25 protein-coding genes, 1 pseudogene and 1 riboswitch are annotated in these 24,045 nt (G+C 70.1%); of the genes and pseudogenes, 14 read left to right on the top strand and 12 right to left on the bottom strand.

Features of this window, described 5'->3' with window-relative positions:
* Positions 1-251: 251 nt before the first annotated feature.
* Complete coding sequence (locus AB0A90_RS33955; RefSeq protein ID WP_357255947.1) at positions 252-848, top strand: HD domain-containing protein; 597 nt, start codon at positions 252-254, stop codon at positions 846-848.
* Positions 849-1,319: 471 nt separating this feature from the next.
* The gene (locus AB0A90_RS33950; RefSeq protein WP_357255945.1) at positions 1,320-2,048 is read left to right on the top strand and encodes a hypothetical protein; all 729 of its coding nucleotides are present in this window, start codon (positions 1,320-1,322) and stop codon (positions 2,046-2,048) included.
* Between the two features lie 30 nt (positions 2,049-2,078).
* On the opposite strand, the pseudogene AB0A90_RS33945 reads toward AB0A90_RS33950, so the two are convergent.
* Positions 2,079-2,312, bottom strand: a pseudogene (locus AB0A90_RS33945) (IS5/IS1182 family transposase); the annotation flags it as partial.
* A 51-nt stretch (positions 2,313-2,363) separates the two neighbouring features.
* Here AB0A90_RS33945 and AB0A90_RS33940 point away from each other — a divergent pair.
* Positions 2,364-3,365 carry a hypothetical protein gene (locus tag AB0A90_RS33940; RefSeq protein ID WP_357255949.1) on the top strand — a complete coding sequence of 334 codons (1,002 nt, stop codon included), beginning with the start codon at positions 2,364-2,366 and terminating at the stop codon, positions 3,363-3,365.
* A 265-nt stretch (positions 3,366-3,630) separates the two neighbouring features.
* On the opposite strand, the gene AB0A90_RS33935 is transcribed toward AB0A90_RS33940, so the two are convergent.
* A complete protein-coding gene (locus AB0A90_RS33935; RefSeq protein WP_357255943.1) occupies positions 3,631-4,482 on the bottom strand; it encodes a type II CAAX endopeptidase family protein in 852 nt (283 codons plus the stop codon).
* A gap of 69 nt (positions 4,483-4,551) precedes the next feature.
* The gene (locus AB0A90_RS33930) at positions 4,552-5,466 is read right to left on the bottom strand and encodes an alpha/beta fold hydrolase (RefSeq protein ID WP_357255942.1); all 915 of its coding nucleotides are present in this window, start codon (positions 5,464-5,466) and stop codon (positions 4,552-4,554) included.
* Between the two features lie 92 nt (positions 5,467-5,558).
* On the opposite strand from AB0A90_RS33930, the gene AB0A90_RS33925 reads away from it, so the two are divergent.
* The gene (locus AB0A90_RS33925) at positions 5,559-6,128 is read left to right on the top strand and encodes a helix-turn-helix domain-containing protein (protein WP_357255940.1); all 570 of its coding nucleotides are present in this window, start codon (positions 5,559-5,561) and stop codon (positions 6,126-6,128) included.
* Positions 6,129-6,223: 95 nt separating this feature from the next.
* On the opposite strand, the gene AB0A90_RS33920 is transcribed toward AB0A90_RS33925, so the two are convergent.
* Positions 6,224-7,183: a GNAT family N-acetyltransferase gene (locus AB0A90_RS33920; protein WP_357255938.1), complete on the bottom strand. Its 960-nt coding sequence runs from the start codon at positions 7,181-7,183 to the stop codon at positions 6,224-6,226.
* A 337-nt stretch (positions 7,184-7,520) separates the two neighbouring features.
* On the opposite strand from AB0A90_RS33920, the gene AB0A90_RS33915 reads away from it, so the two are divergent.
* Complete coding sequence (locus AB0A90_RS33915) at positions 7,521-8,099, top strand: HD domain-containing protein (protein WP_357255936.1); 579 nt, start codon at positions 7,521-7,523, stop codon at positions 8,097-8,099.
* Between the two features lie 91 nt (positions 8,100-8,190).
* Here AB0A90_RS33915 and AB0A90_RS33910 read toward each other — a convergent pair whose 3' ends face one another.
* The 3 genes from AB0A90_RS33910 to AB0A90_RS33900 all read right to left on the bottom strand — a co-directional run bounded on the left by AB0A90_RS33910 (position 8,191) and on the right by AB0A90_RS33900 (position 9,117).
* Positions 8,191-8,691: a hypothetical protein gene (locus AB0A90_RS33910; protein ID WP_357255934.1), complete on the bottom strand. Its 501-nt coding sequence runs from the start codon at positions 8,689-8,691 to the stop codon at positions 8,191-8,193.
* Between the two features lie 121 nt (positions 8,692-8,812).
* Positions 8,813-8,986, bottom strand: coding sequence for a hypothetical protein (locus tag AB0A90_RS33905; protein ID WP_165435744.1), 174 nt, complete (start codon positions 8,984-8,986; stop codon positions 8,813-8,815).
* Positions 8,983-9,117, bottom strand: coding sequence for a hypothetical protein (locus AB0A90_RS33900; protein ID WP_357255932.1), 135 nt, complete (start codon positions 9,115-9,117; stop codon positions 8,983-8,985). The genes AB0A90_RS33905 and AB0A90_RS33900 overlap by 4 nt, the downstream gene beginning before the upstream one ends.
* Before the next feature lie 523 nt (positions 9,118-9,640).
* On the opposite strand from AB0A90_RS33900, the gene AB0A90_RS33895 reads away from it, so the two are divergent.
* Both AB0A90_RS33895 and AB0A90_RS33890 read left to right on the top strand, forming a co-directional pair.
* Complete coding sequence (locus AB0A90_RS33895) at positions 9,641-9,856, top strand: winged helix-turn-helix domain-containing protein (RefSeq protein ID WP_357255930.1); 216 nt, start codon at positions 9,641-9,643, stop codon at positions 9,854-9,856.
* Between the two features lie 137 nt (positions 9,857-9,993).
* Entirely contained in the window at positions 9,994-10,377 is a 384-nt protein-coding gene (locus AB0A90_RS33890; RefSeq protein WP_357255928.1) for a hypothetical protein, read from the top strand.
* Positions 10,378-10,487: 110 nt separating this feature from the next.
* Here the strand turns inward: AB0A90_RS33890 and AB0A90_RS33885 are convergent, their stop codons facing one another.
* The 3 genes from AB0A90_RS33885 to AB0A90_RS33875 all read right to left on the bottom strand — a co-directional run bounded on the left by AB0A90_RS33885 (position 10,488) and on the right by AB0A90_RS33875 (position 13,190).
* Positions 10,488-11,027: a DinB family protein gene (locus tag AB0A90_RS33885; protein ID WP_357255926.1), complete on the bottom strand. Its 540-nt coding sequence runs from the start codon at positions 11,025-11,027 to the stop codon at positions 10,488-10,490.
* Positions 11,028-11,589: 562 nt separating this feature from the next.
* Positions 11,590-12,582: a zinc-dependent alcohol dehydrogenase family protein gene (locus tag AB0A90_RS33880; protein WP_357255924.1), complete on the bottom strand. Its 993-nt coding sequence runs from the start codon at positions 12,580-12,582 to the stop codon at positions 11,590-11,592.
* Between the two features lie 95 nt (positions 12,583-12,677).
* Positions 12,678-13,190 (bottom strand): acyl-CoA thioesterase, encoded by a 513-nt coding sequence (locus AB0A90_RS33875; RefSeq protein WP_357255922.1) that lies wholly within the window; start codon positions 13,188-13,190, stop codon positions 12,678-12,680.
* A gap of 130 nt (positions 13,191-13,320) precedes the next feature.
* Positions 13,321-13,535, bottom strand: a riboswitch (cobalamin riboswitch).
* A gap of 130 nt (positions 13,536-13,665) precedes the next feature.
* Between AB0A90_RS33875 and AB0A90_RS33870 the strand changes: the two genes are divergently transcribed.
* From AB0A90_RS33870 to AB0A90_RS33850, 5 genes are all read left to right on the top strand, one after another.
* Complete coding sequence (locus tag AB0A90_RS33870) at positions 13,666-15,699, top strand: copper resistance protein CopC (protein ID WP_357255920.1); 2,034 nt, start codon at positions 13,666-13,668, stop codon at positions 15,697-15,699.
* Between the two features lie 64 nt (positions 15,700-15,763).
* The gene (locus tag AB0A90_RS33865; protein WP_357255918.1) at positions 15,764-16,363 is read left to right on the top strand and encodes a copper chaperone PCu(A)C; all 600 of its coding nucleotides are present in this window, start codon (positions 15,764-15,766) and stop codon (positions 16,361-16,363) included.
* Positions 16,360-17,601 carry a Dyp-type peroxidase gene (locus AB0A90_RS33860; protein ID WP_357255916.1) on the top strand — a complete coding sequence of 414 codons (1,242 nt, stop codon included), beginning with the start codon at positions 16,360-16,362 and terminating at the stop codon, positions 17,599-17,601. The genes AB0A90_RS33865 and AB0A90_RS33860 overlap by 4 nt, the downstream gene beginning before the upstream one ends.
* Complete coding sequence (locus AB0A90_RS33855) at positions 17,598-18,194, top strand: copper resistance CopC family protein (RefSeq protein WP_357255914.1); 597 nt, start codon at positions 17,598-17,600, stop codon at positions 18,192-18,194. The genes AB0A90_RS33860 and AB0A90_RS33855 overlap by 4 nt, the downstream gene beginning before the upstream one ends.
* 230 nt (positions 18,195-18,424) lie before the next feature.
* On the top strand, positions 18,425-19,888 hold the full coding sequence (locus AB0A90_RS33850) for a PepSY domain-containing protein (RefSeq protein WP_357255913.1): 1,464 nt from the start codon (positions 18,425-18,427) through the stop codon (positions 19,886-19,888).
* 23 nt (positions 19,889-19,911) lie between these two features.
* Here the strand turns inward: AB0A90_RS33850 and AB0A90_RS33845 are convergent, their stop codons facing one another.
* Entirely contained in the window at positions 19,912-21,045 is a 1,134-nt protein-coding gene (locus AB0A90_RS33845; RefSeq protein ID WP_357255912.1) for an oxalate decarboxylase family bicupin, read from the bottom strand.
* 13 nt (positions 21,046-21,058) lie between these two features.
* Positions 21,059-21,415: a hypothetical protein gene (locus AB0A90_RS33840; RefSeq protein ID WP_357255910.1), complete on the bottom strand. Its 357-nt coding sequence runs from the start codon at positions 21,413-21,415 to the stop codon at positions 21,059-21,061.
* A 197-nt stretch (positions 21,416-21,612) separates the two neighbouring features.
* On the opposite strand from AB0A90_RS33840, the gene AB0A90_RS33835 reads away from it, so the two are divergent.
* Both AB0A90_RS33835 and AB0A90_RS33830 read left to right on the top strand, forming a co-directional pair.
* Positions 21,613-23,214 (top strand): helix-turn-helix transcriptional regulator, encoded by a 1,602-nt coding sequence (locus AB0A90_RS33835; RefSeq protein ID WP_357255908.1) that lies wholly within the window; start codon positions 21,613-21,615, stop codon positions 23,212-23,214.
* Positions 23,214-24,041, top strand: coding sequence for a hypothetical protein (locus tag AB0A90_RS33830; protein ID WP_357255906.1), 828 nt, complete (start codon positions 23,214-23,216; stop codon positions 24,039-24,041). The genes AB0A90_RS33835 and AB0A90_RS33830 overlap by 1 nt, the downstream gene beginning before the upstream one ends.
* Positions 24,042-24,045: the final 4 nt, after the last annotated feature.

Raw genomic sequence — 24,045 nt, 5'->3', positions numbered from 1 at the left:
GACGGCCTACACCCACATCGTTAACGGCGGGGGTTCCCGTCTGCGTGCCCCCGCCGGCCCACCGGCGGGGAGGTGGCCGGGGGTCCGGGGTGCAGCTGCACCCCGGACCCCTCGCTGACTCGACGTGATGGGAGTGAAGCGAGATATCTTGGCAACCACCGCAGCCTCTACCGGCGCCTCGGCCTCATCACGGCTGCCAGCTACTGCTCGATGGCCACGGAGGAGTTAACCGCTTGAGGTACGACCATCCGGTGTCCCTTCCTACCGACGAGCAGATCCGGGCACTGCACGAGCGGTTCGCGCCGACCAAAGGCGCCTTCGAACTCGTCTACACCCACTGCCAAATCATCTGCGAGGTCGCGGAGCAACTCCTGGGCAGATACCCCGTTCCCCTGGACACCGCGCTCGTGCGTGCGGGCAGTCTCCTGCACGACATCGGCGTCTACCGCCTGTACAACGATGCAGGACAGCTCGATCACGGAACCTACGTCCGGCACGGGATACTCGGCCACACGATGCTGCGCGAGCTCGGGTTCCCCGAACTGGTGAACAGGTTCTGCTCCCATCACACCGGTGTCGGGCTCACCCGCGACGACGTGGTGCGGCAAGGCTTGCCACTTCCGGTACGGGACTACACGGCAGACACCGTGGAGGAGCAACTGGTGATGTACGCGGACAAATTCCACAGCAAAACGACACCCCCGACGTTCCTCACCGCAAGCTCCTTCGCTGCCAGCGTGCGGCGTTTCGGCGATGACAAAGTTGACCGATTCGCGGCGATGGTCAAGACGTTGGGCGAGCCGGACCTAGTATCACTCTCCCACCGCTACCGGCAGCCGCTCGTCTGAGCGTCCCTGCAACCATGCTCGCCGGCGCCGCCGGCGCGACGGCCTTCGCCCAGCGAGTGCCGGGCGTCGTCGTCGGCATTTGCGCTGTACTCGCTGCTATCCTCGCCGGAACCCAGACCGTGGTTCGCCCGGATCAGCGAGCGCGGTTCAACCAGACGCAGACGTTCGCCCTCGCCCGGCTAGCGACATCGCCGGGATCAATCTGCAGCTCTGCGTCTGCCCGGTATCGCCGGAGCACCGGCACACTTAAGGCGTGTTTCAGAAGTCGTGGGTGGCCGGTGAAGGTCACGGCGTGGCGGTGACCTGGCTGACGATCCAGGGCAAACCGGCCGTGATCCGGAGTGGTCATGGTGGTGGTGTCCGAGGCGGAGCCACGTGGTGCATTGACGTGTTGGACCTGAAGGCGGATTCCCCGGCCACGTTGTGGGAATTCACGATTGGCCTGAACAGGCGCCGGCCTACCGTGCCTCAGTGACCAGCCCTCCGGACGCGGCGCGCATGCGCCTCCGCTTACGCGTTCACCACGTGTCCCGTAGCGCCCAGCTACGGCGGGTGATCACGATGGCGGCTCCACTTCGCAACACCCACATCACCAATGTGCTGTGGCAGCACACCGGCGCTCTTATCAGCTCCCGTGCGGATCTACTTCGCCTCGGGGCGCTGTTCCGGCTGGCGGCGGTCAGCCCACACAGCGCGGTGTTTCTGCCGTTGCGGATGAACGAACCCAGCGATACCGCCGCGTCCTGGCGTGACAGCCAGGGATTGGCCGACCTCCTCATCGTGCGCCGCGATGTGCCGCTACGACCGTCGGCCTGGCCGACGATCCGTGCGACGCTACGCCGTGGCCCCGGGGCCCCCGCGACAATGTCGGCACCGGCTCCGCGCCCGCCGGCCGGCCCGACATACAACCCGGCGCTGCAGGCACTGTTCGTCGCCGAACATGCCCACACGCTGGTGATGTCAGGCACCTCCACCGCCCTGCACGAGGCCGGTGACGAGCTGACGTGGTGCGGCAACGAGGTCGCCACCAACGAGGGCATTCACCGATATGGGGGGCCCACCGGGCTCAGCCAGTTCAACGGACCGGACCGCCGCTCCGGACGACGCGACGGTAGCTGGGAATGCATGGTCCTCGCCGAGGACCCAATCTTCCACCGGTCTCGCTGGCTGCGAATCATGTCCGAACCAGCTGCCGCCTAATACTGCAACTAAGGCATTTTTATAAGCCGGTCAGAGCCATTCGCAGATGATGGTGATGGTCAGGACGGCCTGGAACCGGACGGCCAACTTGTCGTAGCGGGTGGCCACGCCGCGGTGGCGGTTGAGCCTGTTGATGCCGTTGTCGACGGCATGTCGCATCCGGTAGAGGTCTGGGTCGAACGTGGGCGGGCGTCCGCCGCGGCTGGTGTAGGCCTTGTCCGCCAGGACGAGGTCGGGGCAGGTGCGGGACCGGCCTACTCCGAGAAGGGTCCCGATTAACGTCGCGCGTGTAGACGGGCGACCGGAGGGCGGGTCATGACGGGGTGGGACGGCGTGCAGTTGTGGGACGGCGGCGACGAGGACGAGGTGCGGGCTCGTCTGGCGGCGGGAGCCGATCCCTGCATGCCACTCGGGCATGACTCGGCCCTGCACGTCGCCGCGGAGCACTGGTCGCCAGCAGTCGTGGCGGCGATGGCCGCGGCGGCGAGCGATGTCGACTGCCTGTCCGACGGCCGGTCCCCGCTGTGGCTGGCGGTTCACGCGCGGCGGCACGACAACGCCCGGGTGCTGGCGGCCGCTGGTGCGGACCCGTGGCAGCCGATGATGGCCGGTTGGTCACCCGGTCGGCTGAGCCTCGCCGGCCCCGAACCCGACCTGTTCGGCACCGCGCCGGCCGGGGTCGAGCTGAGCCCGGCCGAGCGGGAAGCCGTCGCGTTGGCCGGTGAACTGGGCGACCGTTTGCAGGTCGACCACTACGACGGGACCGGGCTTCTCTGCGTCGCGGAGATCGACGCGACCGAGGCGATCCGCCGGCTCGACGGCACCCCGATGACCGAGGACGAGCTTCTCGCCCACTACGACATCGACGTCGACGAGGATCCCGATCCAGGCGACGAGCACGACTGGGTCTGGCTTTCGGAGATGAACGATCTGCTGCTCGTCGGCGTCACCGACGTACCCGGCGGCTGCGTGATCACCCAGCCGTGGGGATACCAGCCGCAGACACCCCTGGTCGGTCGGCTGCTGTCCGTCGGCACGATCGCCTACGGCCTGTACGCGAACCCGAAGAGCGGCAACCAGGGCAGCATTCACCGCGACGGGGAGACGATCGGCTGGGACCTGCATCCCGGCGGTGCCCCGTGGAGCGCAGACACCAGCCAGATGATCCTGCTCAGCTACCTCTACAGGTCGCAGGCCCCCGCATACTCGTGCGCGTTCGTCGGCCTCCGTCCCGTCGACGCCCGATGCATCACCGGCCCCGCCGACCACTGGGTTCTGCTGCCCGAGCGGGACTACTGGGCGAGCAATACAGTGTGACGACATCCGGAATGATGAGGCACTGCCGTGCCAGGTCGGCAAGCCGGCCGGCGCGGGCAGGACGCGCTGTGTCCGTGCCTGCCTGAGCACCGGCCAACCGCTACAGCGCCCGCTGGCCTTGCTGGCCCCGACGTGCAGCCGGGGCCAGCAAGGCGTCGGTCAACTCGCAGGTGAGGGCATGCGCCGAGGTCAGCCCTTGATTCGGTACGCAGCGAAGTCCACGGCCCGTCTTACCGCTGGGCGACGCTTGCGATCAGCCACCCGTTCACCGCAGATCAGCCAATTCGCGGTGGCCCAGCGCCGGTCGGTCCTGGCCACGGTCGCGTGGTGCGGCCAGCAGCGCGGCCGCAACGATGATCTGTACCGCCAGGACGAGCGCCTGGGCGGCGGGTGCCTTGAGGGTGAGCAGCGCGATGGTGGTGTTCACGCCGAAGTGGACCGCGATCGATGCCGCGACCCCGGCGAGCTCGTAGGCGTAGCCGGTGAGCAGTGCCATCGGGAAGACGCTGAGCGTGAACAACAGGCCACTCCAGCTGACCAGGCCGAACTCGGACTGAAGAGTCCCGTCGATGAAGAACAGCGGCAGGTGCCACACCGCCCAGGCGGTGCCCAGCAGCAGACCGGCGCGCAGGCGGCTCATCGACGCGCGCAGGCGTGGGTAGGCCGTGCCACGCCAACCGGGCTCCTCGGCCAACGGACCACCCACCAGCATGCTGATCAGGAACGGTACGGTTCCGCCCGCCGTCGCGATCAACTCGCGCCCTTCGGTCAGGCTCACTGCGGGGCCTCCCAGGAACTCCGCGAGCAGTGCGGCTGCCAGTACGGTCCCCGATGCCAGGGCCAGCATGGGCAGCGCCCAGAACAGCCGTGGGCGCAGCCGAAGTCGCACCGTGTGGGCGGGGATCGGTTGACGACGGCGATGGCGCCGTATCCAGACGGCGATCGCGCCGATCGCCGGGCCGAATCCGCCGAGAAGGTACGGAACGACGGTGGGGGACGTCATCGCCGGTCCATCGAGTGTGACCGCGAAAAGCCAGAAGGCGAAGGTCCAGGCGAACGTGACGATCCAGAAGGTGGTGAGGCCGTCGTGTCGGCGAGCAGAGGTTGCGGTGGTCACGCCAGTTCCCTTCGCGGGGTTAGGAGCAGGGGTTGTTGGGGTTGGCTCTGGGTGGGGGTGAGCCATCGGTCACCCGGCACGAACCGTGTCGGGCGTCTCGTGTAGTCGGTGGGCGAGCCAGCCGACCACCTGCGCGAGCAGGTCGGGGTCGACCGGCTGGCGGAGCAGTCGCCGGTAGGAGCGCACCGACGGACGGCCGAAGTCGCGACGCAGCACGTGGGTGAGGTCGGGAATCCGGTGCACCGTGACGTCGCCGGGCACCAGCCGGCGGATCTCGTCCAGGTCGGCCGGGTCGACCTGGACGTCCTTGCCGCCGGTGATGGCCAGGACGGGAGCCTTGATGTTCGCCAGGTCGGAGCGCGGGTCGTGGTCGAGCAGCTCCCGCAGCCACCGGGCGTTGGTTGGCCTCCCGAGGACGCGCACCACGTCCGTGCTGGACGTCTTGATTCGGGCGAGTTGGCGGTTGGCCAGGGATCGCAGGATCGGTAGCAGCGGTCGTACGGGAGCGGGGAGGTCGCGGGCGATCATTGCGGCCTGCCAGCGCAGGGCGTCCTCCCCTCGGCGGGCGAACCCGGCCAGCAGCACCACCGCCGCGACCTCCGGGCGTGCCCCAAGCGACATGGCGTGAACGGCACCCTCGCTGTGCCCGAGCACGCCAACGGCGTCCGCCCGGATATCGGGTCGCGCGACGAGGGCGCGTAGCGCGGCGGCGGCGTCGTGCCGACCGGCGGCGAATCCGGTCGCGCGCCAGTCGCCGCCCGTGGCGCCGACACCGCGCCGGTCGTACCGCAACGTGGCGATCCCGGCCTCTGCCAGCCTGCTGGCCACTGGTGGCCCGAGCTCCATCCGGAGGCGCGCGGTGTTGGAGTCGCGATCCAGCCGTCCGGAGCCGTGCAGGAGCAGGACGGCCGGGTGCGGTCCGGGACCGACGGGCAGGGTCAGCGTGCCGACCAGGGCAAGTCCATCGTCTGCGACAGCCGTCATGTCGACATCCGTCATGCGCCACCTCCTATTATTCTCAGCGTCGCGAACATTATCAACCGTGGGAACATTATCGTATGTGGGAAGATGGGTCCATGGCAACCGCAGACCTTCTCCTGCACCCCGTCCGGATGCGCATCCTGCAAACGCTGTTCGACACCGACCCGCTGACCACCACACAGCTCCGCGAGCGCCTACCCGACATCCCCCCAGCGACGATGTACCGGCACATCGCCGTGTTGGTCGAGGCGGGCGTGCTGGAGGTGGTCGACGAGCGGCGAGTACGCGGCACGGTGGAGCGCAGCTACCGCGTACGCCAGGAACAGGGCACGGTCAGCCCCGCCGCCCGGGCCACGATGACCCTCGACGATCACCGACGCGCCTACACCACGTTCGCGGCGTCACTGCTTGGCGACTTCGACCGCTACCTCGCCCATGAACACGCCGACCCCCACCGCGACGGCGTGGTCTACCGACAGGCCGCCGTCTGGCTCACCGACGAAGAGTTCGCCACGATGGTCGCCGAGATCGAACACGCCGTCGTCAGTCGGACCGGCAACACCCGCGACGGCCGGACCCGCCGCGTCGTCAGCCTCGTCGTCGTACCGGACACGCCATCGACGCCACCTGAATCGGCCACAACCACCCGGCCCCCGACCGAGTAACGCGCTCGCCGACGCCGCCCTCAGCGGACAGCCCCTCGCCTGGCTCACTCCCCCGCCGCAGGAGTAAGCCTTCGAGAGGATCCCGCCGCCTCAGCTCAGCGCGCCTCGACTGGTTTGCGGTAACGGGGTCGCCAGGCCGTCACCCGGTATCCCGCCTTCTCGTACAACCGAACGCTGTTGTTCGGGTTCTCCGCGACCGTGCCGAGTCGGGCCGTCGACGCTCCCGCCTCCGCCAACATACGCAGCGTGCGCCTCATCACCGCGAGACCGACGCCCCGCCGACGCCACGCGGTGCCCACGGCAACCCACGGCGTCAACGCGGTGCCGTCGGCCTGCAACTCGTTCACCACGACCGCGGCGATGTCGTCCCCCGCCCAAACGACGCACCAGATGTCGATGTCCTGGACGTCGCGGAGGTACTCCTCGTAGGTCCTGGGCCGGTGGCCGTTACGTGATCCCGCGAAGCACTCCTCGATCACCTGGTGGATCTGGGGATGGTGGGCAGCCTCGACCGGACGCTGGACGAGCCCTTCGGGCAGCCGAATGTCGCCGTCCGGTAAGCCGCTGAGGTCGTGGGCCATGTCAACGACCGTGAACGCGACCCGGTAACCGTGAGCTGTCAGCAGTGCCAGCTTGCCCGGCTGGTGCTCGCCCACGTTCGCGCCGAAGACGCTCCGACCGCCGACCGGCCTGCTGCCGTCGAACTCGATGGCCTGTGCCTCCTGCCACCGCAGCATGGCGCTGCCGATGCCCCGTCTGCGCCACGCTGGGCTCACACAGCCACTCAGCAGGTAGACCCGGGTATCGGCCGCTTCGGACCACCAGTCCATCCAGGTGAAGCCCACGATTCGCCCCGAATCGCCTTGGGCGATCAGACAGAACGGGTGTACGCCGTTGGGGTCATCGCTGGTATCGGGACCGGGCAGCCAGAGATCGCCGTCGACCCGGTGCACCTTGGCACGGACGGCCTGGACGCCGGCAATGTCACTGGCACCCACACAGAGCCGCATCGTGACGCCGGACTCCGCCAATGAACCGAACCGCTCAACCGCCACTGTCCCGCCTCCTCCCTGCCATTTCCTCGGAGGGCTGCACGCCCGGTCATCGCGACGGCCGCCGCACCCGCGCTACGGACCGCTGCTCGCAATGCTAAGACGTACGCGCGGACAGCCGATTGTCGATCGACCGGGCAACGGGCTCGTGACTTGCACAATCGGAAGGTGGGCGATGCTGGTATCGGGCAGGCGTTGGAGGCGGACCTTGGAGCGCTCGTTCCTGAGGTGGCCGCGCTTGTGCTGTCGACCTGCTCGTCCCAGACCAGTCGCGGCAGGAACTAACCTCTATCGTCTACCGCCTGCGGGCGGACGCACTCACCGGCACAGGGACGGGCAGATGACCGACGACCACGACGCCGCCGGAGCAATGAGCTTCATCTTCGAGGCCGGCGTCCTCAAGCGCGCCGCCCGCACCGGCTGGTGGTTCGCTGGCGTCAAGCACCCCGAATCCATCGCCGAGCACTCGTTCCGGACCTCGCTCATCGGAATGATGCTCGCCGCCATGGAGGGCGCGGACCCGGCCCGCGTGTCGATGCTTTGCGTTCTGCACGACACCCAGGAAACCCGGATCACCGACATCCCACACATCGCCAGGCGCTATCTCACCGCCGTACCCAACACCGCCGTCACCGCCGACCAGGTTGCGGCCTGCCCACCGGCCGTCGCCGACGTCATCACCGCTGCCGTCGCCGAGTACGAAGCCGGCGAGACGCTGGAAGCCGTCGTCGCTCGCGACGCCGACAAGCTGGAATGCCTCGTCCAAGCCGTCGAGTACCGCCATCAGGGCATCGACAATGTCCAGCGCTGGATTGACAGCTCGCGAGTGGCACTGAAGACCGCCAGCGCCCACCGCCTCGCCGACGCCGCCCTCAGCGGACAACCCCTTGCCTGGCTCACTCCCCCGCCGCAGGAGTAAGCCGGTCTTCACCTGTTGAACCGTCCACGAAGGTCCCTGCTCGTCCGCTGACATCCGTCCCGATCATCACCCGATTAGTCACCCAGCCGCGTCACTCCCACAGGTCGGCACCGTCGTTGCCGGATGGGTCCGTCTCCCCCAGAGATTCCTGGAGCCCGCCGATCTCGCGGCCCGTCGGATTGCACTCCGCGTCCGTCTCGGACAAGTGCCAGCCGGGATCGCTCTCGCGCGCGTGCGGGTCGCCACCCTCGTCGAGGATGCACACCGTGGCAACGACCGCCTCGTACGCTCCAGCTCGCGCGACCAGCAGCACGTCGTGAGGATCCGCGCCTGCCTCAACCAACCGCCGCGCGGCCGCCACGTCGTACAGAGCACTGGCATCCATCCACGGAGATATCGCATCCCGCCACAAGGCGCGCAAAACCATGAACCGAGCCAGCTGCGGAATGTTCTCGCTGATCTCCGACCTTGCCCACCCCTCCGGGTCTTGGGCTCCAAGCTCCTTGAACCTCGCCGCCAGCGATAACGCAGAATCGCGGACATCTGGCGGTAGAGTCGCCAACCACTCATCCCACGTCGGCCAGGAGATCACCGCCTGATCATGCCCTTGCCTCGTCCGCTGGCCAACCCAGCGCTTGATGTCCCTGAATGGCGCGCTGCTCGGCTAGGTTCGGCTGGCCCGGTTGCTCTACTTCGCTGCTGCACAGCTGGCGTCAGACGAGGCGTTGGATGCGAACCTTCGGACGCTCGTTCCTGAGGTGGCCGTGCTTGTGCTGGCGCACCTGCTCGTCCCAGACCTCCTGGTCGTAGTCCGGATCCGGTGGGATCCACCTGTGCGAGCCGTCGCTGTAGTGGAACTTCTCGTCACCGGGCCGCAGGATGCTCATCGGGTCCAGCCGAGGAATCGGTAGTGCAGGAGTCCGGCGGGAACGTGGGCCAGGTCCTGCGTCGCGTCGACGAACTGACCCGCCAGGTAGAGGGCCAGTGAGACCGGGGCTCGGTCGTACTCCGCTCGCAACTCTTGACGCCGGGTCTGGCATGGCCACTCCCAAGCACAGCCACCGCACGTCCAGGCCGGCCTGATCGGGTGGTGAGTGGTCACTGCGGGCCGTCCTGGCTGGGCCAGTGGCCGCGGTTGATCGGGATGCGATGCCGGCTTCGGCATGGCAGCGCGCCTCCGCAGCGGCAGATGCGCCGCCAGTGTCGCCAGGACCAGACGGGCCGGTGACGGCGAGCGAGCGTCAGCGTCAGCGCCAGCACGTACTCGTCGTACGAAACTCGCTTCACCGGCTCGCCTCGCCTGCTCGCGCCAGGATCTGCCCTGCCCTTGTCGAAGGGAGCACTGCCGTCTCCTTAAACCGGAGCGATCTGGAGGCGTGGATGCCCGAGCGCGGGGGACGCGCCGGACATCCACGCCGGCGAGGACGGCCCACAGCGCCAACCGAGGGAATCGACCTCCTCGGCAACCTCCCACAGGTACCGTTGGGTAGTCAAGGGCTGACGTAGGTGGTCTACTCGTGTTGCCAACCGAGGAGAGCCACGTGCCACCGCGTTACCGCTACGAACAGATCGCCGACGACCTCGCCGAACGCATCAAGGCCGGCGAGTTCCAGCCCGGCTCCAAGCTGCCGAGTCGGCGAGAGCTGATTGAGCACTACGGGGTTACCGAGCCGGTGATCGACCGCGCAATGCAGGTACTACGGATCAAAGGAATGACCGAAACACTTCCCGGTGTTGGCGTCTTCGTCGCCGAGTGAATCTCTCCCTAGGTGCCTGTAACCTCGGGCAATGTTCCGCCTTTCTCCGGCTGAGCCCCTCCCCGTCTGACCCGGTTGCTGTCGACAGCAACCGGGCTCGCATTTTGCATAAACGGGGGGCCGGTTAACCTCCGAGGGTGCGACACCTCAGCAGGTCGTTCCTCCTCGGCGCGCTGCACCGCAAGAAGGGGGCCGAGCAGTTCCTCGGACCCGTCGTGATTGCGGGCGTCGAAGGCATCCGCTGGGTGTCCATCTGGCCCTGGAAAGAGGGCTACAACGTGTCCATCCAGAACGTGCAGGACCTGGACGACGAGAGCCGCCGGGACCTGTCGGTGTTCCCGTCGCTGGACCCAGACGGCGAGGACGACCCAGGGCCTGGCCGCTTGATCGGTCACGTTGAAGACCCGGCCGAAGCGCTGGAATTAGCACAGCGAGCGACCGGGGCGTCGCCGGATCGCTGGGTCAACCACGGGGTTGCCGGGGAGGACTACGCGGACTTCGTACGAGCCAGGAACTCCTGAGTCAGACGTTGAAGCGGAACTCAGACGAGCGGTTGCGTGACCTGCGGCGTTCCTCACGGTGAGGTTGCCTCCTGACGGCGGTCCTTGTGCTGACCCACCGCCGTGGTGGGTCACAGGCCGGTTCGCCCGTCGATGCACTCGCGTAGGAGGTCGGCGTGGCCAGCGTGCCGCGCGTACTCCTCGATCACGTGGACAAGCACGTCGCGCGTGGCGTGGCTGCCACCGTCGACCAGCACCTCGCGGCCCAGGTCGGCCTCGTCGAGGGCGTCGAGCCATTCGTCCGCCCTGGCGATCTCGGCCTTCCAGGTGGCAAAGGCGTCCTTCACCACCGCTGGGTCGGGGACCGCGCCCCCGAAGTCCCAATCCGGGTCGTCCTCGTGCTGGTAAAGGCACGGTGCGTCGGTACGCCCCTGCAGCACACGCTGGAACCACTGGTTCTCCATCTGCGCCAGATGGCGGACCAGGCCGAGCAAGCTCAGGGTGCTGGGCGGTACCGAGCGTCGGCCGAGCTGCTCGGCGTCCAGTCCGTCGCACTTCATCTCTATGGTCAGGCGGTAGTTGCCGAGGTACTCCCGGTAGGTCGCCTTCTCGCCGACGGGCTGACCGAAGGTCCTGGGGTCTTTCTCGGGGGCGGTCCACAGTTTGCTCACGGCGCCACCAAATCGCGGGCGGATCGCACCAGTCAAGTGAGTTGCGGTGCACCAACTTCGACGGCGCATCGCTGGCGAAGCTTGACACCTTCGTTCCGCAGGAAGCACCGATTGAGCTGCCTCAAAGTCCACCGGAGTTCATGGACGTCCGGACAGAGTCGTCCTGGTCGTCACTCAGACGAACGCCGGATCTTGCGCATGAGCATGGCCCAGACGCCGTACCCGGAGCCGACATTCCCCGTGATTGCGCCGGCAGCAGAGCCCATGAAGAGGGCGTTGGCGCAGTCAGGGCAGACCTTGCGGCCGGTGATTGTCTCTTGAAACGGCTCTTTGACCCGTCGTCTGCAGTCCGGACACTCACGGCTTGACAGGCCCATTGGCTCTCCCCGGTCGGTTATCGAGCAGGGTATCCGGCTGCCACCACCGAATCCGTCGTCACGAGCGCCTTGACGCCTACGAGACGCCAGGGCGCGGCAGCAATGCGACGCAGAAGCTCCAGGGTCAAAGGGCGGCCCGCAGCGGCGCGACGCGCCCTGCAGATCGGAGGGACGGTCCCCGCATCTCAACCGGCGACGTCCACGACAACCTTGCCGTTCGCGGTGCCGCTGGCGACCAGGCGGTGGGCGTCCGTGACCGTGTCGAGCGTGAACGTGCGTGGATCCAGTCGCGGGCGCAACATGCCGGCGTCGGCCAGCGCCGCGACCTCGCGCAGAATGTCGCCCTGGTGTTCGCGGCCCTGCCCGGTCAGCAGCGGCAGCAGAGTGAACACCCCGGAATAGGTCGCTCCCCGGAACGACAGCGGGGCGAGCGAGTGCGACCCCCAGCCCAACGCGCTGACCACGTGGCCGTGATAGGTGCGCACCGCCGCGAACGACGCGTCGAGGGTCGCGCCGCCCACGTTGTCGGCGATGATGTCGAACCCGGCACCGTCGGTGTACCTCTGCACGTACTCCTCGACGCTTGTCGAGGTGTAGTCGATCGCTACCGCGCCCAGGCTCTCGATCAGAGACATGCTCGCCGGCCCGCCCGTGGCGTACGCCGCGGCGCCGCGCGCCTGGGCGAGTTGGACGCTCACGTAACCGACGCCACCGGCGCCGCCGTGCACCAGCACCTTCTGGCCGGCCCGGACCCCGGCCCGGTCGACAAGCCCCTCCCAGGAGGTGATCGCCGCCAGGGGTAACGCGGCGGCCTCCCGCATGGAGAGGGTGTTCGGCTTGCGGGCCAGGAGTCGGGTGTCCACGGCGGCGTACTCGGCAAGCGAACCCTGGAGGTCGCCCACGCCCCCGCACAGCCCGTACACCTCGTCTCCCGGCGCGAGGTCGGTCACCTCCGCACCGACCGCCGCGACGACGCCGGCGAGGTCCAGGCCGAGCACCGCGGGGAGCTGGATGCGTGCGTGCGCGGCCTTTCCCGCCTGGATCTTCGTGTCGAGCGGGTTGACCCCGCTGGCGACGATCCGCACCAGCGCCTGCCCGCGCTCGGGGCTGGGTTGGTCGATCTCCTCGATCGTCAGCGGAACGTCGAACTCCCGCAGCACCGCAGCGCGCATCGCCATCCACACTCTCCGTGATCGGGGCCTCTCGTGGACGCTATCCGACCGGATCGGCGGTGGGGCGGGTTCTCGGACCGGCCACCGTCACAACGGGCGCGTCAGGCGTCGTCGGCGCCGTCGAGCAACGCGCGTCGCAGCGCCAGCCGGTGCTCCCGGCGGATCTCCGCCTCCCGGTACCGTCGCCGGTCCCCGTCGGTCTCCGGCAGCAGCGGCGGCACCGTACGAGGCTGACCGTCGTCGTCGATGGCGACCATGACCAGGTGGGCGGTGGCCACGTCGGTGGGCGGCACCGCCCGGTCCCACCGGTCGGCGGTCACCTTGACGGCGACCTCCATCGAGCTGCGGCCGGCCCAGGTGATCCGGGCATCGACGTGTACGACGTCACCGACCCGCACCGCGCGGAGGAACGCCGTCTCGTCGATGGCAGCGGTCACCGCCGGCCCGTCGGAGTGCCGGGCGGCGACCACACCGGCGACGGAGTCGATGAGGTTGAGGATCCGGCCGCCGCGCACCGTACCCATCAGGTTGGTGTGGTGCTGGTCCATGATCTGCGACAGGGTCAGGTGCGACGCCGACGGCGCTCGGCCGGCGATCGTGGTGGTGTCGTGCACAGCGGTAGTCCGTCCCTCGGGAAACCACACCGCCGGGTCGCGGACACGCGCTGACGAGGACCTGGCCGTGCGCCACACGCACGGCCCGTCACCCGCTCAGCCCACCCGCGAGGCCGACGGCAGCGCACACGGTTGTGTACGCGGCGCCGGCAGGTCTTCGGACTCGCGGGCCTGACCGGTCGCGCCGGTCCCCTACTGGCCGTCGCTTCCCAGGCCGTTGGCCCAGTGCTGATGACGGCGGTCGTTCCCACTCACCGCTGCGGGGCAGCCCCGGATTTCCACCGGGTTCCCTCTTGCGACGCCCAGCCGGTCACGACGGGGCGAACCAGCGCCGTCGGCAGCATAGCTGGCCAGGGAATGTGTCCACCCGGGGCGTCCCGCTGCGACGGCCCGCGACCTCGTCGTCAACTTTTGTCGTCGGAGGAAGAAGATCGCCACCTCTTGAAAAAAGTCTCGCGAGGGTGAGGATATCCAGATGCGTCGTCTCCCCCAGACTTGCGGGCGGGTGGTCTCGGGCCTCCTCGCGTTCCTCCTCGCCTCGGCGGTCGCCCTGCTCGCGTCCGCCCAACCCGCCGCGGCTCACGGGACCCTCGCCGAGTCCACACCGGCGGGCGGCTCCACCGTGCGCGAGCCGTTCACGGCGGTGCGGCTCTACTTCACCGAGAAGGCCGCCGCCAACGCGTTCTTCACGGTCACCGCCCCGGACGGCACCCGGGTCGACGACGGCTGGTCGCAGGGGGAGCCGAAGCCGCTGGAGAAGCCGGTACGGGAGTACTTCCTGGTCAACGGGCAGTTCGAGCCACGGGAGTACACGACGGGGTTCCCCGCGGTGGTGACCGTCGCCCACCTGCCCGCCAAGGGCCAGTATTCGGTGAGCTACCTGTCGGTCGCCTCGGACGGCGACACCGTGCGGGGCACCCTGACCTTCCGCTACGACGGGCGGGTGGCCGCGGCGCCGAAGGGGTGGAGCCCGCCGTCGACCCAACCGGACCCGGCGCTGGTGGCCGCCACCGAGCAGCACAACACGTCCGGGCAGGCCTCGGCGGTGCCGACCACCGCGGACGATCCGTCCAACCCGCCGGCTGCGGCGGCTCCGTCGACCGGGTCCACCGAGGAGAGCGGCTTCGGAACGGTGGCCTTGGCCGGCTGGGCGGTGGTGGTCGCGGCGGCCGGGGCGGTGGCCGCGTACATCTTCTGGCGTCGCCGATCGGCTTCCACCCGCAGACCCACCGGCCGGGGCCGCACCTCGCCGGCGACCTCCGGTCGACGCGGCGGTGGTGCCCGTCCCACGAACAAGGCCGGCACTGGCCCGGCCACCGGCGGCAAGACCATCGGCGGTGGCAAGGCCGACGGTCGCAGGCCCGTCGTCGCGCCGGCTCCGGGCGACAAGCGGCGGCCCACCACCGTGCCGGCGGCACGCAAGGGCAACGCGGTCGTCACGGCCCGCACGGGCGTCGCGGTCGATCCGACGCCGACCGATCAAACCGTCGCCGGTACGGACGGCGAGCCCACGGTCGAGCCCGGAGCACGGCCCGACACGGATCTCGCCGCCGCAGCGCCCGGATCCCGGCTGAGCAACACCCACCTTGCCCTGCTCGTCGGCGGGCTGGTGATCGCTCTGCTGGCCGGGTTCGGTCTGGCCCGCATCGGGACCGGCGACGGGAACCCGGCGGACCGCAGCGCCCGGCAGCCCGCGGGCGGTCCGCCCGCCCCGGGCCAGGAGGGCGCCGCGAACGACGGGCACCAACACCCGGCGGGCACCGGGCCGCACACGCATCGCGGTGACGGCGCGACGGGCGAGACGCTGGCGACCGGGACGACGGTCAGCGCCGGCGGCTACACCCTGCAACCACTGGAGCGGTCCCAACCGCCCGGGGTACGCGCGGACTACCGGTTCCGCATCGTCGGGACCGACCGGCAACCGGCGACCCGCTTCGCGGTCGTCCACGACAAGCCGTTGCACCTGATCGTGGTCGGCCGCGACCTGTCCGGCTATCAGCACCTGCACCCGACGATGGCGGCCGACGGCACCTGGAGCGTCCCCCTGACACTGGCCCGGCCCGGCGGCTACCGCGTCTACGCCGACTTCTCCGTCACCGCGACCAACGACACGCAGATTCCGCTCGTGTTGGGCGTCGACCACACCGTGCCCGGCGCGCACACCCCGACCGCGTTGCCGCCAGTGCAGGCCCAGGCGAAGGCCGGGCCGTACGCGGTGTCGATGACCGGAACCCCGACGGTGGGGGTGACGGCGCCGATGCACTTCAAGGTCAGCGCCGACCCGACCGTGCCCGTGCAGTTGGAGCCGTACCTGGGCGCGTACGGGCACCTGGTCGTCGTCCGCGAGGGCGACCTCGGGTACGTGCACGTCCACCCCGAGCCGGAGCTGGTCGACGGGTCGGTCAAGTTCTGGCTGACCGCCCCGAGTTCGGGCCGGTACCGGGCGTTCTTCGACTTCCAGGTCGCCGGCAAGGTGCACACCGCCGAGTTCACGATCAACGTGCCCTGAGCCGGAACTTTCTCCCCGCTGCGGCCGACCATCCAGCCAGCAGCGATCATCGGAGGAAGAACACATGCGCAGCACCAACCCGTTCGGTTCACGCCACTTGGCCACCGTCCTCGCCGCCGCCATCCTGGCGGTGGGCGCCGCGGGTTGCGGCTCGTCCGACTCTCCGTCGGCAGCGCAGCCCGCGCCGTCCGCGTCGGTCTCGGCCAACCCGGACGCCGGTGTGCTCGGCATTCGTGACCCGTGGGTCAAGGCGGCCGACAAGGGGATGACGGCGGCCTTCGGGACCCTGGTCAACGACGGTGACAGCGATGTCACGCTGACCAGCGCCACGACCGAGGTGTCGCCCATGGAGCTGCACGAGATGGCCATGAAGGACGGCAAGATGGTCATGCGGCAGAAGCAGGGCGGCATCGTGATCAAGTCCAAGGGCACGCACGCGTTGGAGCCCGGTGGCGATCACCTGATGCTGATGGACCTCACCAAGCCGGTCCAGGCCGGAGACGAGCTGACAGTCACCCTGACCTTCGCCGACGGCCGGACCCAGCAGTTCCGCGCGGTGGCCAAGCCGTTCACCGGCGCGCAGGAGAGCTACGCCCCCGGGCACGGCGAGCCCATGCCCGGCACGAGCGCTACGCCGGGGATGAGCATGAGCCCGGCGTCGTGACCGAGACGTCACCCGTCCGGCCGGTGAGCAGGCGTGGCCTGCTCACCGGCGGGGCTCTCGCCGTCGGCGGTGCCGTGGCCGGCGGGACCGCGATCGCCGTGACCCGTGCCGGGCAGACCGGACCACCGCCGGCGACCATCGCCGACACGACGCTGGCGGCGAGCGTGGGCGGCCTGGTCGAGCCGTTTCACGGCGCCCGGCAGGCCGGGGTCGCCACCGAACCGCAGGCGCACGCGGCATTCGTCGCGTTCACCCTGCGACCCGGCACCGACCGGGCCGCGCTGGGGCGGATGCTGCGGCTGCTCACCGACGACGCCGCCCGGCTCACCCAGGGCCAACCCGCGCTTGCCGACACCGAGGCCGAACTCGGGCTTCTGCCGGCGCGGCTGACGGTGACGTTCGGCTTCGGGCCCGACCTGTACCGGGCCGCCGGTGTCGACGACCGGCGACCGGCCTCGGTCACCGACCTGCCCTCGTTCCGCGTCGATCGACTCCAGCCGGCCTGGTCCGGCGGCGACCTGCTGGTGCAGATCTGCGCGGACGACGCGGTCACCGTCGCCCACGCCCAACGAGTCCTGATCAAGGACAGCCGGCCCTTCGCCGTCGTCCGCTGGGTCCAGCAGGGCTTCCGGCGCAGCCCCGGCGTCGAACCGGGCGGCCACACGCAGCGCAACCTGTTCGGCCAGCTCGACGGCACAGCCAACCCCCGGCCGGGCACCCCGCTGGACACCGCACTGTGGGTGCCGGACGGCCCGGCGTGGCTTCGCGACAGCACCACCCTTGTGGTACGGCGCATCAGCATGAACATGGAGACCTGGGACCTGCTCGGCCGCACCGACCGCGAACTCGCCATCGGGCGGCGGCTCGACACCGGCGCGCCCCTCACCGGCACCGACGAGCACGACGAGCCCGACTTCGCCGCCACCGGCCCCGACGGGCTCACCGTCATCCCCGACTTCTCCCACCTCACCCGGGCCCGAGAAACCGACGACCGGCTGAAGATCCTGCGCCGGCCCTACAACTACGACGGTGTGCCGACCGCCGAGGGCCACGCCGACAGCGGGTTGATCTTCACCTCGTACCAGGCCGACATCGCCCGGCAGTACCTGCCCATCCAACGCCGACTGGCCGACCGGGACCTGCTCAACGAATGGACCACCCCGATCGGCTCCGCCGTCTTCGCCATCCCACCCGGGTGTACGCCGGACGGCTGGATCGGCGAGCAGGTGCTCGGATGACCCCGCCAACCGGAGACGTCACCAGGACCGTGCCGCCACCCCGCCCCACCGCCGTCCGGCTCGGCGCGGCGGCGCTCGCCGTCCTCGTGGCGCTGCTCATTCCGGCCAGCCCGGCCTGGGCGCACAACTCGCTCAAGTCGTCGACGCCGGCTCGGGACACGACCCTGTCGCGCGCGCCGACCGAGGTCGCCCTCGAATTCATGCAGCGGCTCGACCCCACGTTCACCACGATCGTGCTCACCGACGCCGCCAAGCGGAAGCTCACCACCGGCGCGCCGGTGGTCACCGGGGCGACGAGCACGGTCCAGATCACCGGCGCACTGCCCAACGGCAGGTACACGGTCGCCTACCGGGTCGTCTCCGCCGACGGGCACCCCGTCCAGGGGTCGTACCCGTTCACGGTTGCCGACCCCGCGTCCAGCGCCGCGCCGGTCGCCGACGCCGGTACGTCAGCCGCCACCGCGTCCGCCGCCGCCACCGCGAAGGACACCGCCGGCGGCCCGGGTGCCGCAGTGCTCGTCGCGGGTGCCGTGCTGGCCGTCCTCGTCGTGGTGGCGGCCGGGCTGCTGTGGCGGCGGGCCGCCCGTCGCTGACCGACCCCTTGCGATCTTGGAAGGAAACCGCCCCTCAAGGGGCACCTTTCTTCCAAGATCTCGATCGATCGAGCGGCCCTTCCGGTCGGCGAATCGGCCTCCACGTCGCCGGGAACCGGCGCCGCCGGCCAGCCGACTACCAGACAGAGCCGACGCGACACACCACCGGGCGACCAGACCAGTACGGGAGACGCCTTCGGGTGCCTCCCGACTCTTCCGATCGGATCACCATGTCTCTTACCGAGTTGTCCGGCACGCCGACGCCAGAGCCCTCCGCACCCGAGAAACCCGCCCGGCCGGCTCGGCGTCCGTCGCCATTCGGCGCGCTGCTGCTGCGGTTGCACTTCTACGCCGGCATCCTCGTCGCCCCGTTCCTGGTGGTCGCCGCGTTGACCGGGCTCGCCTACACCACGACCCCGCAACTCGACTCGTTCCTCTACGGCGACCAGTTGACCGCCGCCCCGGTGGGTGACCGGCAGCTCCCGTTGGCCGAGCAGGTCGGGGCCGCGCGAAACGCGCACCCCACCGGCAGCATCACCGCCGTGCAGCCCGGCGACGGCGACCGGACCACAACTGTGGTCTTCTCCCTGCCGGAGCTCGGCGAGAAGCAGCACACCGTCTACATCAACCCGTACACCGGCGAGTCCCAGGGGCAGCTCACCACCTGGTTCGGCTCGACGCCGGCCGCGACGTGGCTGGACGACCTGCACCGCCACCTGCACCTGGGCACGGTGGGCGAGAACTACTCCGAGCTGGCCGCGAGCTGGCTGTGGGTGATGGCGCTCGGCGGGGTCATCCTCTGGTGGCGTCGACGCAGCGCAGCCCGAGCCAGCGCCCGACACCTGCTCGTGCCGGACCTGTCCACGGGCCGGGGTGTTCGCCGCACCCGGAGTTGGCACGCCACCACGGGCATCTGGCTCACCGTCGGACTGCTCTTCCTCTCGGCCACCGGCCTGACCTGGTCCCGCTACGCCGGCGCGAACTTCGCCTCCGGCCTCGACGCGCTCAATGCCCGTACGCCGGAGATCTCCACCAGCCTCAGTGCGGTCCCCGCCGAGCCGGGCGGCGGCCATCACCACGGTGCCGCCGGGGAGGGCGCGACGGTCGAGTCGGCGGCCTTCGACCGGGTGCTGACGGTCGCCCGCGACGCGCGGCTCTCCGGGCCGGTCGAGATCATCCCGGCGGCGGAGCCGGGCTCCGCCTGGACCGTCACGCAGATCGACAACACCTGGCCGGTCGCCAAGGACCGCATCGCCGTCGACCCGGCCACCAGCACGGTCACCGCGCGCAGCGACTTCGCCGACTGGCCCCTGCTGGCCCAACTGAGCGGGCTCGGCATCCAGGCCCACATGGGCCTGCTCTTCGGCCTGGTCAACCAGATCCTGCTGGCCGCGCTCGCCCTCGGGCTGCTCTGCGTCATCGTCTGGGGCTACCGCATGTGGTGGCAACGTCGACCCACCCGCACCGACCGACGCGCCCTCGCCGGCACCCCGCCGGCCCGTGGCGGCGTACGCGGACTGCCGCTCTGGGCCCTGCTGATCGGCGTACCGGTGGTCGTCGCGGTCGGCTGGGCGCTGCCCCTGTTCGGGCTCACCCTGCTCGCGTTCCTCGTCGTCGACGTCGTCGCCGGCGCGGTGTCCCGACGCCGACGACCTGCCCAGGCGCCCACCTCGCCGGCACCCGCCGGGAGCTGATCAGCGAGGGCCGGCCACCGTGGTCAGATCACCACCTGTTTGGTGGTCGGCAAGGCGTCGACCATCGACTTCTGCACGTTTATCGTGTCCGCGATGATCTCGTGGGGCGTGTTGGCCATCCACTGCATCACCGAGATGTCCTCGAAGCGCGGATGCCGGAACATCTCCAGGAACACCAGCGGTTCGTCACCGGTGTTCTCGATGTAGTGCCCGTAGGCGAACGGCACGTAGCCCACGTCGCCGGCCTGGAAGTCGAACGTCCGGGCGGCGGCCTGGGACGCGAAGACGCCCATCCGACCGGTGCCGGAGATGTAGTACTGCCACTCGTCGGTGGTGGGATGCCAGTGCAGCTCGCGCATTCCCCCGGGCTCGACCTCGACGAGAGCCGCGGCGGTGGTCACGGACGCGGCGAAGTTGGTCGAGTCGGTGACCCGCACCGTCCCGCCGCGGAAGCGGTGCGGGGTCTGCGCGGTCATCCGGTGTTTGAAGCTGCGCGGGATGTCGCCGGTGGGGCTGACCACCCGGTCCTGTTGCAGGGGCGGCGGGACGTCGCCCTGGAAGATGTACTTCTCCCGCTCGGGCAGGTTCTCCATCTGTTCCATCGTCCAGCCGAAGTTCTTGGCCAGGACGTGCCGGGGAGTGTGGGCGAAGAAGTCGCTGAGCAGGAAGGTGTTGTTCTCCGAGAAGGCCCCGTCGTTGAAGACGAGCAGGAACTGGGCGCCGTCGTCCAGCGCCTGGATGTTGTGCGGTACGCCCTGCGGAAAGAACCACAGGTCGCCCTCCTTCACGTCCTCGATGAAGTTGCGTCCCTCGTGGTCGACGGCGCTGATCCGGCAGCTGCCGCTGAGCATGTAGGCCCATTCGGACTGCTGGTGCCAGTGGATCTCGCGGTAGCCGCCCGGCTCCAATCCGAACTGGACGCCGGCCAACTGGGTGGCGATCGGCAGGTCCCGGCTGGTGACCTCTCGGGTCCAGCCACCCTTCTCCACTCGGGTGTGCGCCTGGGAGAACGAGAACTTGAGGTTGGGCACCAGTCGACTGTCGGTCGTCGGCGGCACCACCAGATCGGGGTTCTGCCGCTCCAGTTCGATGTTGCGGCCCGCGAGGGGCGGTGCCCCCTGGTCGCCGCGGCGCGGCTGAGGATCGCTGTTCGCCATGATCGCTGTCTCCTTATGTCGGTTGGGCCGGCTCGGGCGCGGACATGGATCCGCCTCGCCGGCGTGGCCGGGACGGCAGCCCCAGCAGGGTGCGTACTGCGGGCCATCCGTACTGGACCGCGATCGCGGCGGGTACGGCCACCGCGGTCGCCACCACCACCAGGCGGGTCCACGGCGGAGCGTGGCCGCCCGCCCCGGTGCTGGCGAACACGACGAGAGCCAGCAGGACGACCCGGAGCCGGTTCGCGCCGGGCAGGCTGGTCCGATCCGGGTGCTCGCCCCGGTCGTCGGCTGTCGAGGAGCAGTCGGGCCGACCCGCCGCGTTGTTCGGCAGCCAACGATCAAGGGGCGACGACGTCGTGTGGGCCATGCTTCGATGATCGGGGCCAAGTCGGTGCCGTCACATCACGTGATCGCGCTATTACGTTCCGTCATTTCGGGACGTCGTGGGCCTTACGCCGCAATCCCGCCGCTTCGTCGATCTGGTCGCCCGCCTCTCCCGCCGTGGATAGGCTCGGTCGCAGGACGGCCTTTCGACGCGCCGGGTAACCACCGGGGAGAACGCCATTGTCCGAATCATCCTTCAACGCCACGGCGATCCCGGCTGACGACATCGCCACCGACACCGAGCAACGACAACGGTGGCTGTTCGCCGCGGCTGATCAGCTCCGGCTCGCCGGGCGCGGCGAGGCGGCCCTGCGCGTCCTGGCCGTCGAGATCGCCGCGAATGGCCGCGGTACGCGACACCGTGCCCTGCTGCTGAGCCGCCTGGCACAGATCGCGACGCTGGAACCACCGTCGGTCGCCCTCGCGGGCCTCCGGGAGTCGCTCAACCAGCGACTGGACGCCCCGAGCCGAGCCACGCTGCTCGCCGTCATCGCCACCATCGCCGCCCGCACCGGACATCCGGACGCCGACGCACTGCTGCGCGACGCGGGCACCGCGCACGCCACCTCGGGTGACCGGTCATCCGCCCGCCACCTCGCCCTCGGCCGGGCCGCCCGCGCGCTGTCGCACGGAGATCTACCCGGCGCGCACGCCGTCCTGACGGCACTGGACCCCGACGCCAGGGCGGCCCGACGGGACGCCACCTCGGTCCGCACCGAAGCGATCCTGGTGCAGCTCGGTCTGGGCCGGCACCAGGACGCCCGGACGGCGACCAGGCAGGCCTTCGACGACACGACCTCGACCGGTACGCCGCTGAGCGGCACCCTGACCGCCCTGGACTGCCTGCGCATGGTCGCGGTGGGCGAGCTGCCCGAGGCCGCCGCCCTCGCGGCCGCCAGGCTCGGATCCGACTCGGTGGACACCAGCCAGGAGACACGTGCCCTACTGGTCACGGTCCTCGCGGAGGTGCACTACCGCCGGGGCGAGCACCACGCGGCGCGCGCCGCTCTGCGCGCCTGTCTCACCCGGAGACGGTGGCCGGACAGTACGGTGTGGACGCCCGCCCTCTGCGTCGCCGTCCGCGATCCCGCCCTCAGCGAGCCGGTGAACCTCCTCGGCAGCATCGTCGCCGACCTGCACCGGTCGGTGCGGTCGCTCCTGCCGGTGCCGCAGTTCGGCCCCCGTCTGGTCCGCGCGGCGGTGGCCGCCGGCGACACGCAGGCCGCCCGCCGGGTCACCGAACTTGTCGCACTGGTGGCCACCCGGACTCCGGTCCCGCTGTGGCAGGCACTGGCGGACCAGACCAGGGGGCTGCTCGATCGCGACCCCGGCGCACTGCGGTCCGCGGTCGACGGGCTGCGCACCACCACCGCGTGGCCGGCTCTGGCCGACGCGTTGCTCGACCTCGCCAACAGCCCCCTACTGCGCCCGGCACAGGCGTGGGATGCCGCGCACGAGGCGGCGGCCCTCTACGCCCGCATCGGCGCGCCCGGCGATCAGGCGACCGCCGACCGACGGTGCGCCGAACTCACGGCCACCCCGCGCCGTCGGTCGTCGATCGATGAGCCGCCGCGCACGGGCATCGAGGCGCTCACACCGGCGGAGGAGCGGGTGGCCGAGATGCTCGCCGCCGGCGCCACCAAGAAGGAGGCGGCCGGGCATCTCTTCGTCTCCTTCCACACGGTGGACACCCAACTCCGGTCCATCTACCACAAGCTGGGTATCCACAACCGGATGCAGCTCGTGCGGGCCTGGGACCGGCACAAGTCGATGATCAGCTGATGATCGAACCAGCCGACCTGATGCCGCTCGCCGAAGGCGTGGAGTGCGAATTCATGTACTCCTACGAGTCACGGGCACCTGAGCCCGCGTACACCGATCTGGGGATCGCGACCACGCGCATCGGCGGCGGTGTCGCCCTCGCGATGCGCAACGACCCCTCCGGCGGGTACTGGAGCAAGGCCCTCGGCTTCGGCATCACCGAGCCGTTCACCGCGCGAACCCTGGATGGCGTCCTCGACTTCTACCGGGAGCAGGGCGTCGCTCAGGCCGTCCTCCAGCTCGTCCCGTCGGTGCTGCCCGCGGGCTTCGACGACATCGCCGCGGCGCGCGGGCTCGAAGCGGGGAGCACCTGGGTCAAACTCGCCGCTCGGCCCGGTGACGTCGCCGCGACCCCGACCCGCCTGCGCGTCGGCCCGGTGCCGACGGCCGAGGCGGAGCGCTGGGCGAACGTGCTGCTCGCCGGCTTCGGCATGCCGGCCGGTGGGCTCACCGACATGCTGGCGGCGACCGTGGGCGAACCGGCCTGGAGACCGTACGCCGCGTGGGACGACGCGGAGCTCGTGGCGGGCGGCAACCTGTTCCTGCACGACGGGGCCGCCTCGCTCAACGCCGCCGCGACGGCACCCGCTCACCGCGGTCTCGGCGCGCAGTCGGCGTTGATCGCCGCCCGCGCCGTGGCCGCGGCCGAGGCCGGATGCCGGTGGCTGTTCGCCGAGACCGGGAAGCCCGCATCCGGTACGCAGAACCCGTCGCTGAACAACCTGCGCCGGGCTGGGCTGGTGCCGCTCTACGAGCGGCGCAACTGGGTCTGGCGGTCCACTCCCTGACGTG

Origin of the sequence: Micromonospora sp. NPDC049204 (assembly GCF_040647935.1) — a bacterium.
Taxonomy (GTDB): Bacteria; Actinomycetota; Actinomycetes; order Mycobacteriales; family Micromonosporaceae; genus Micromonospora.
This window is presented reverse-complemented; position numbering and strand designations above follow the sequence as displayed.

Coding starts and splice junctions, on each gene's coding strand:
- AB0A90_RS33855 (WP_357255914.1), top strand. CDS start 17,598: ATGACCCCGCCAACCGGAGACGTCACCAGGACCGTGCCGCCACCCCGC.
- AB0A90_RS33830 (WP_357255906.1), top strand. CDS start 23,214: ATGATCGAACCAGCCGACCTGATGCCGCTCGCCGAAGGCGTGGAGTGC.
- AB0A90_RS33940 (WP_357255949.1), top strand. CDS start 2,364: ATGACGGGGTGGGACGGCGTGCAGTTGTGGGACGGCGGCGACGAGGAC.
- AB0A90_RS33845 (WP_357255912.1), bottom strand. CDS start 21,045: ATGGCGAACAGCGATCCTCAGCCGCGCCGCGGCGACCAGGGGGCACCG.
- AB0A90_RS33850 (WP_357255913.1), top strand. CDS start 18,425: ATGTCTCTTACCGAGTTGTCCGGCACGCCGACGCCAGAGCCCTCCGCA.
- AB0A90_RS33865 (WP_357255918.1), top strand. CDS start 15,764: ATGCGCAGCACCAACCCGTTCGGTTCACGCCACTTGGCCACCGTCCTC.
- AB0A90_RS33925 (WP_357255940.1), top strand. CDS start 5,559: ATGGCAACCGCAGACCTTCTCCTGCACCCCGTCCGGATGCGCATCCTG.
- AB0A90_RS33840 (WP_357255910.1), bottom strand. CDS start 21,415: ATGGCCCACACGACGTCGTCGCCCCTTGATCGTTGGCTGCCGAACAAC.
- AB0A90_RS33930 (WP_357255942.1), bottom strand. CDS start 5,466: ATGACGGCTGTCGCAGACGATGGACTTGCCCTGGTCGGCACGCTGACC.
- AB0A90_RS33915 (WP_357255936.1), top strand. CDS start 7,521: ATGACCGACGACCACGACGCCGCCGGAGCAATGAGCTTCATCTTCGAG.
- AB0A90_RS33905 (WP_165435744.1), bottom strand. CDS start 8,986: ATGAGCATCCTGCGGCCCGGTGACGAGAAGTTCCACTACAGCGACGGC.
- AB0A90_RS33880 (WP_357255924.1), bottom strand. CDS start 12,582: ATGGCGATGCGCGCTGCGGTGCTGCGGGAGTTCGACGTTCCGCTGACG.
- AB0A90_RS33870 (WP_357255920.1), top strand. CDS start 13,666: ATGCGTCGTCTCCCCCAGACTTGCGGGCGGGTGGTCTCGGGCCTCCTC.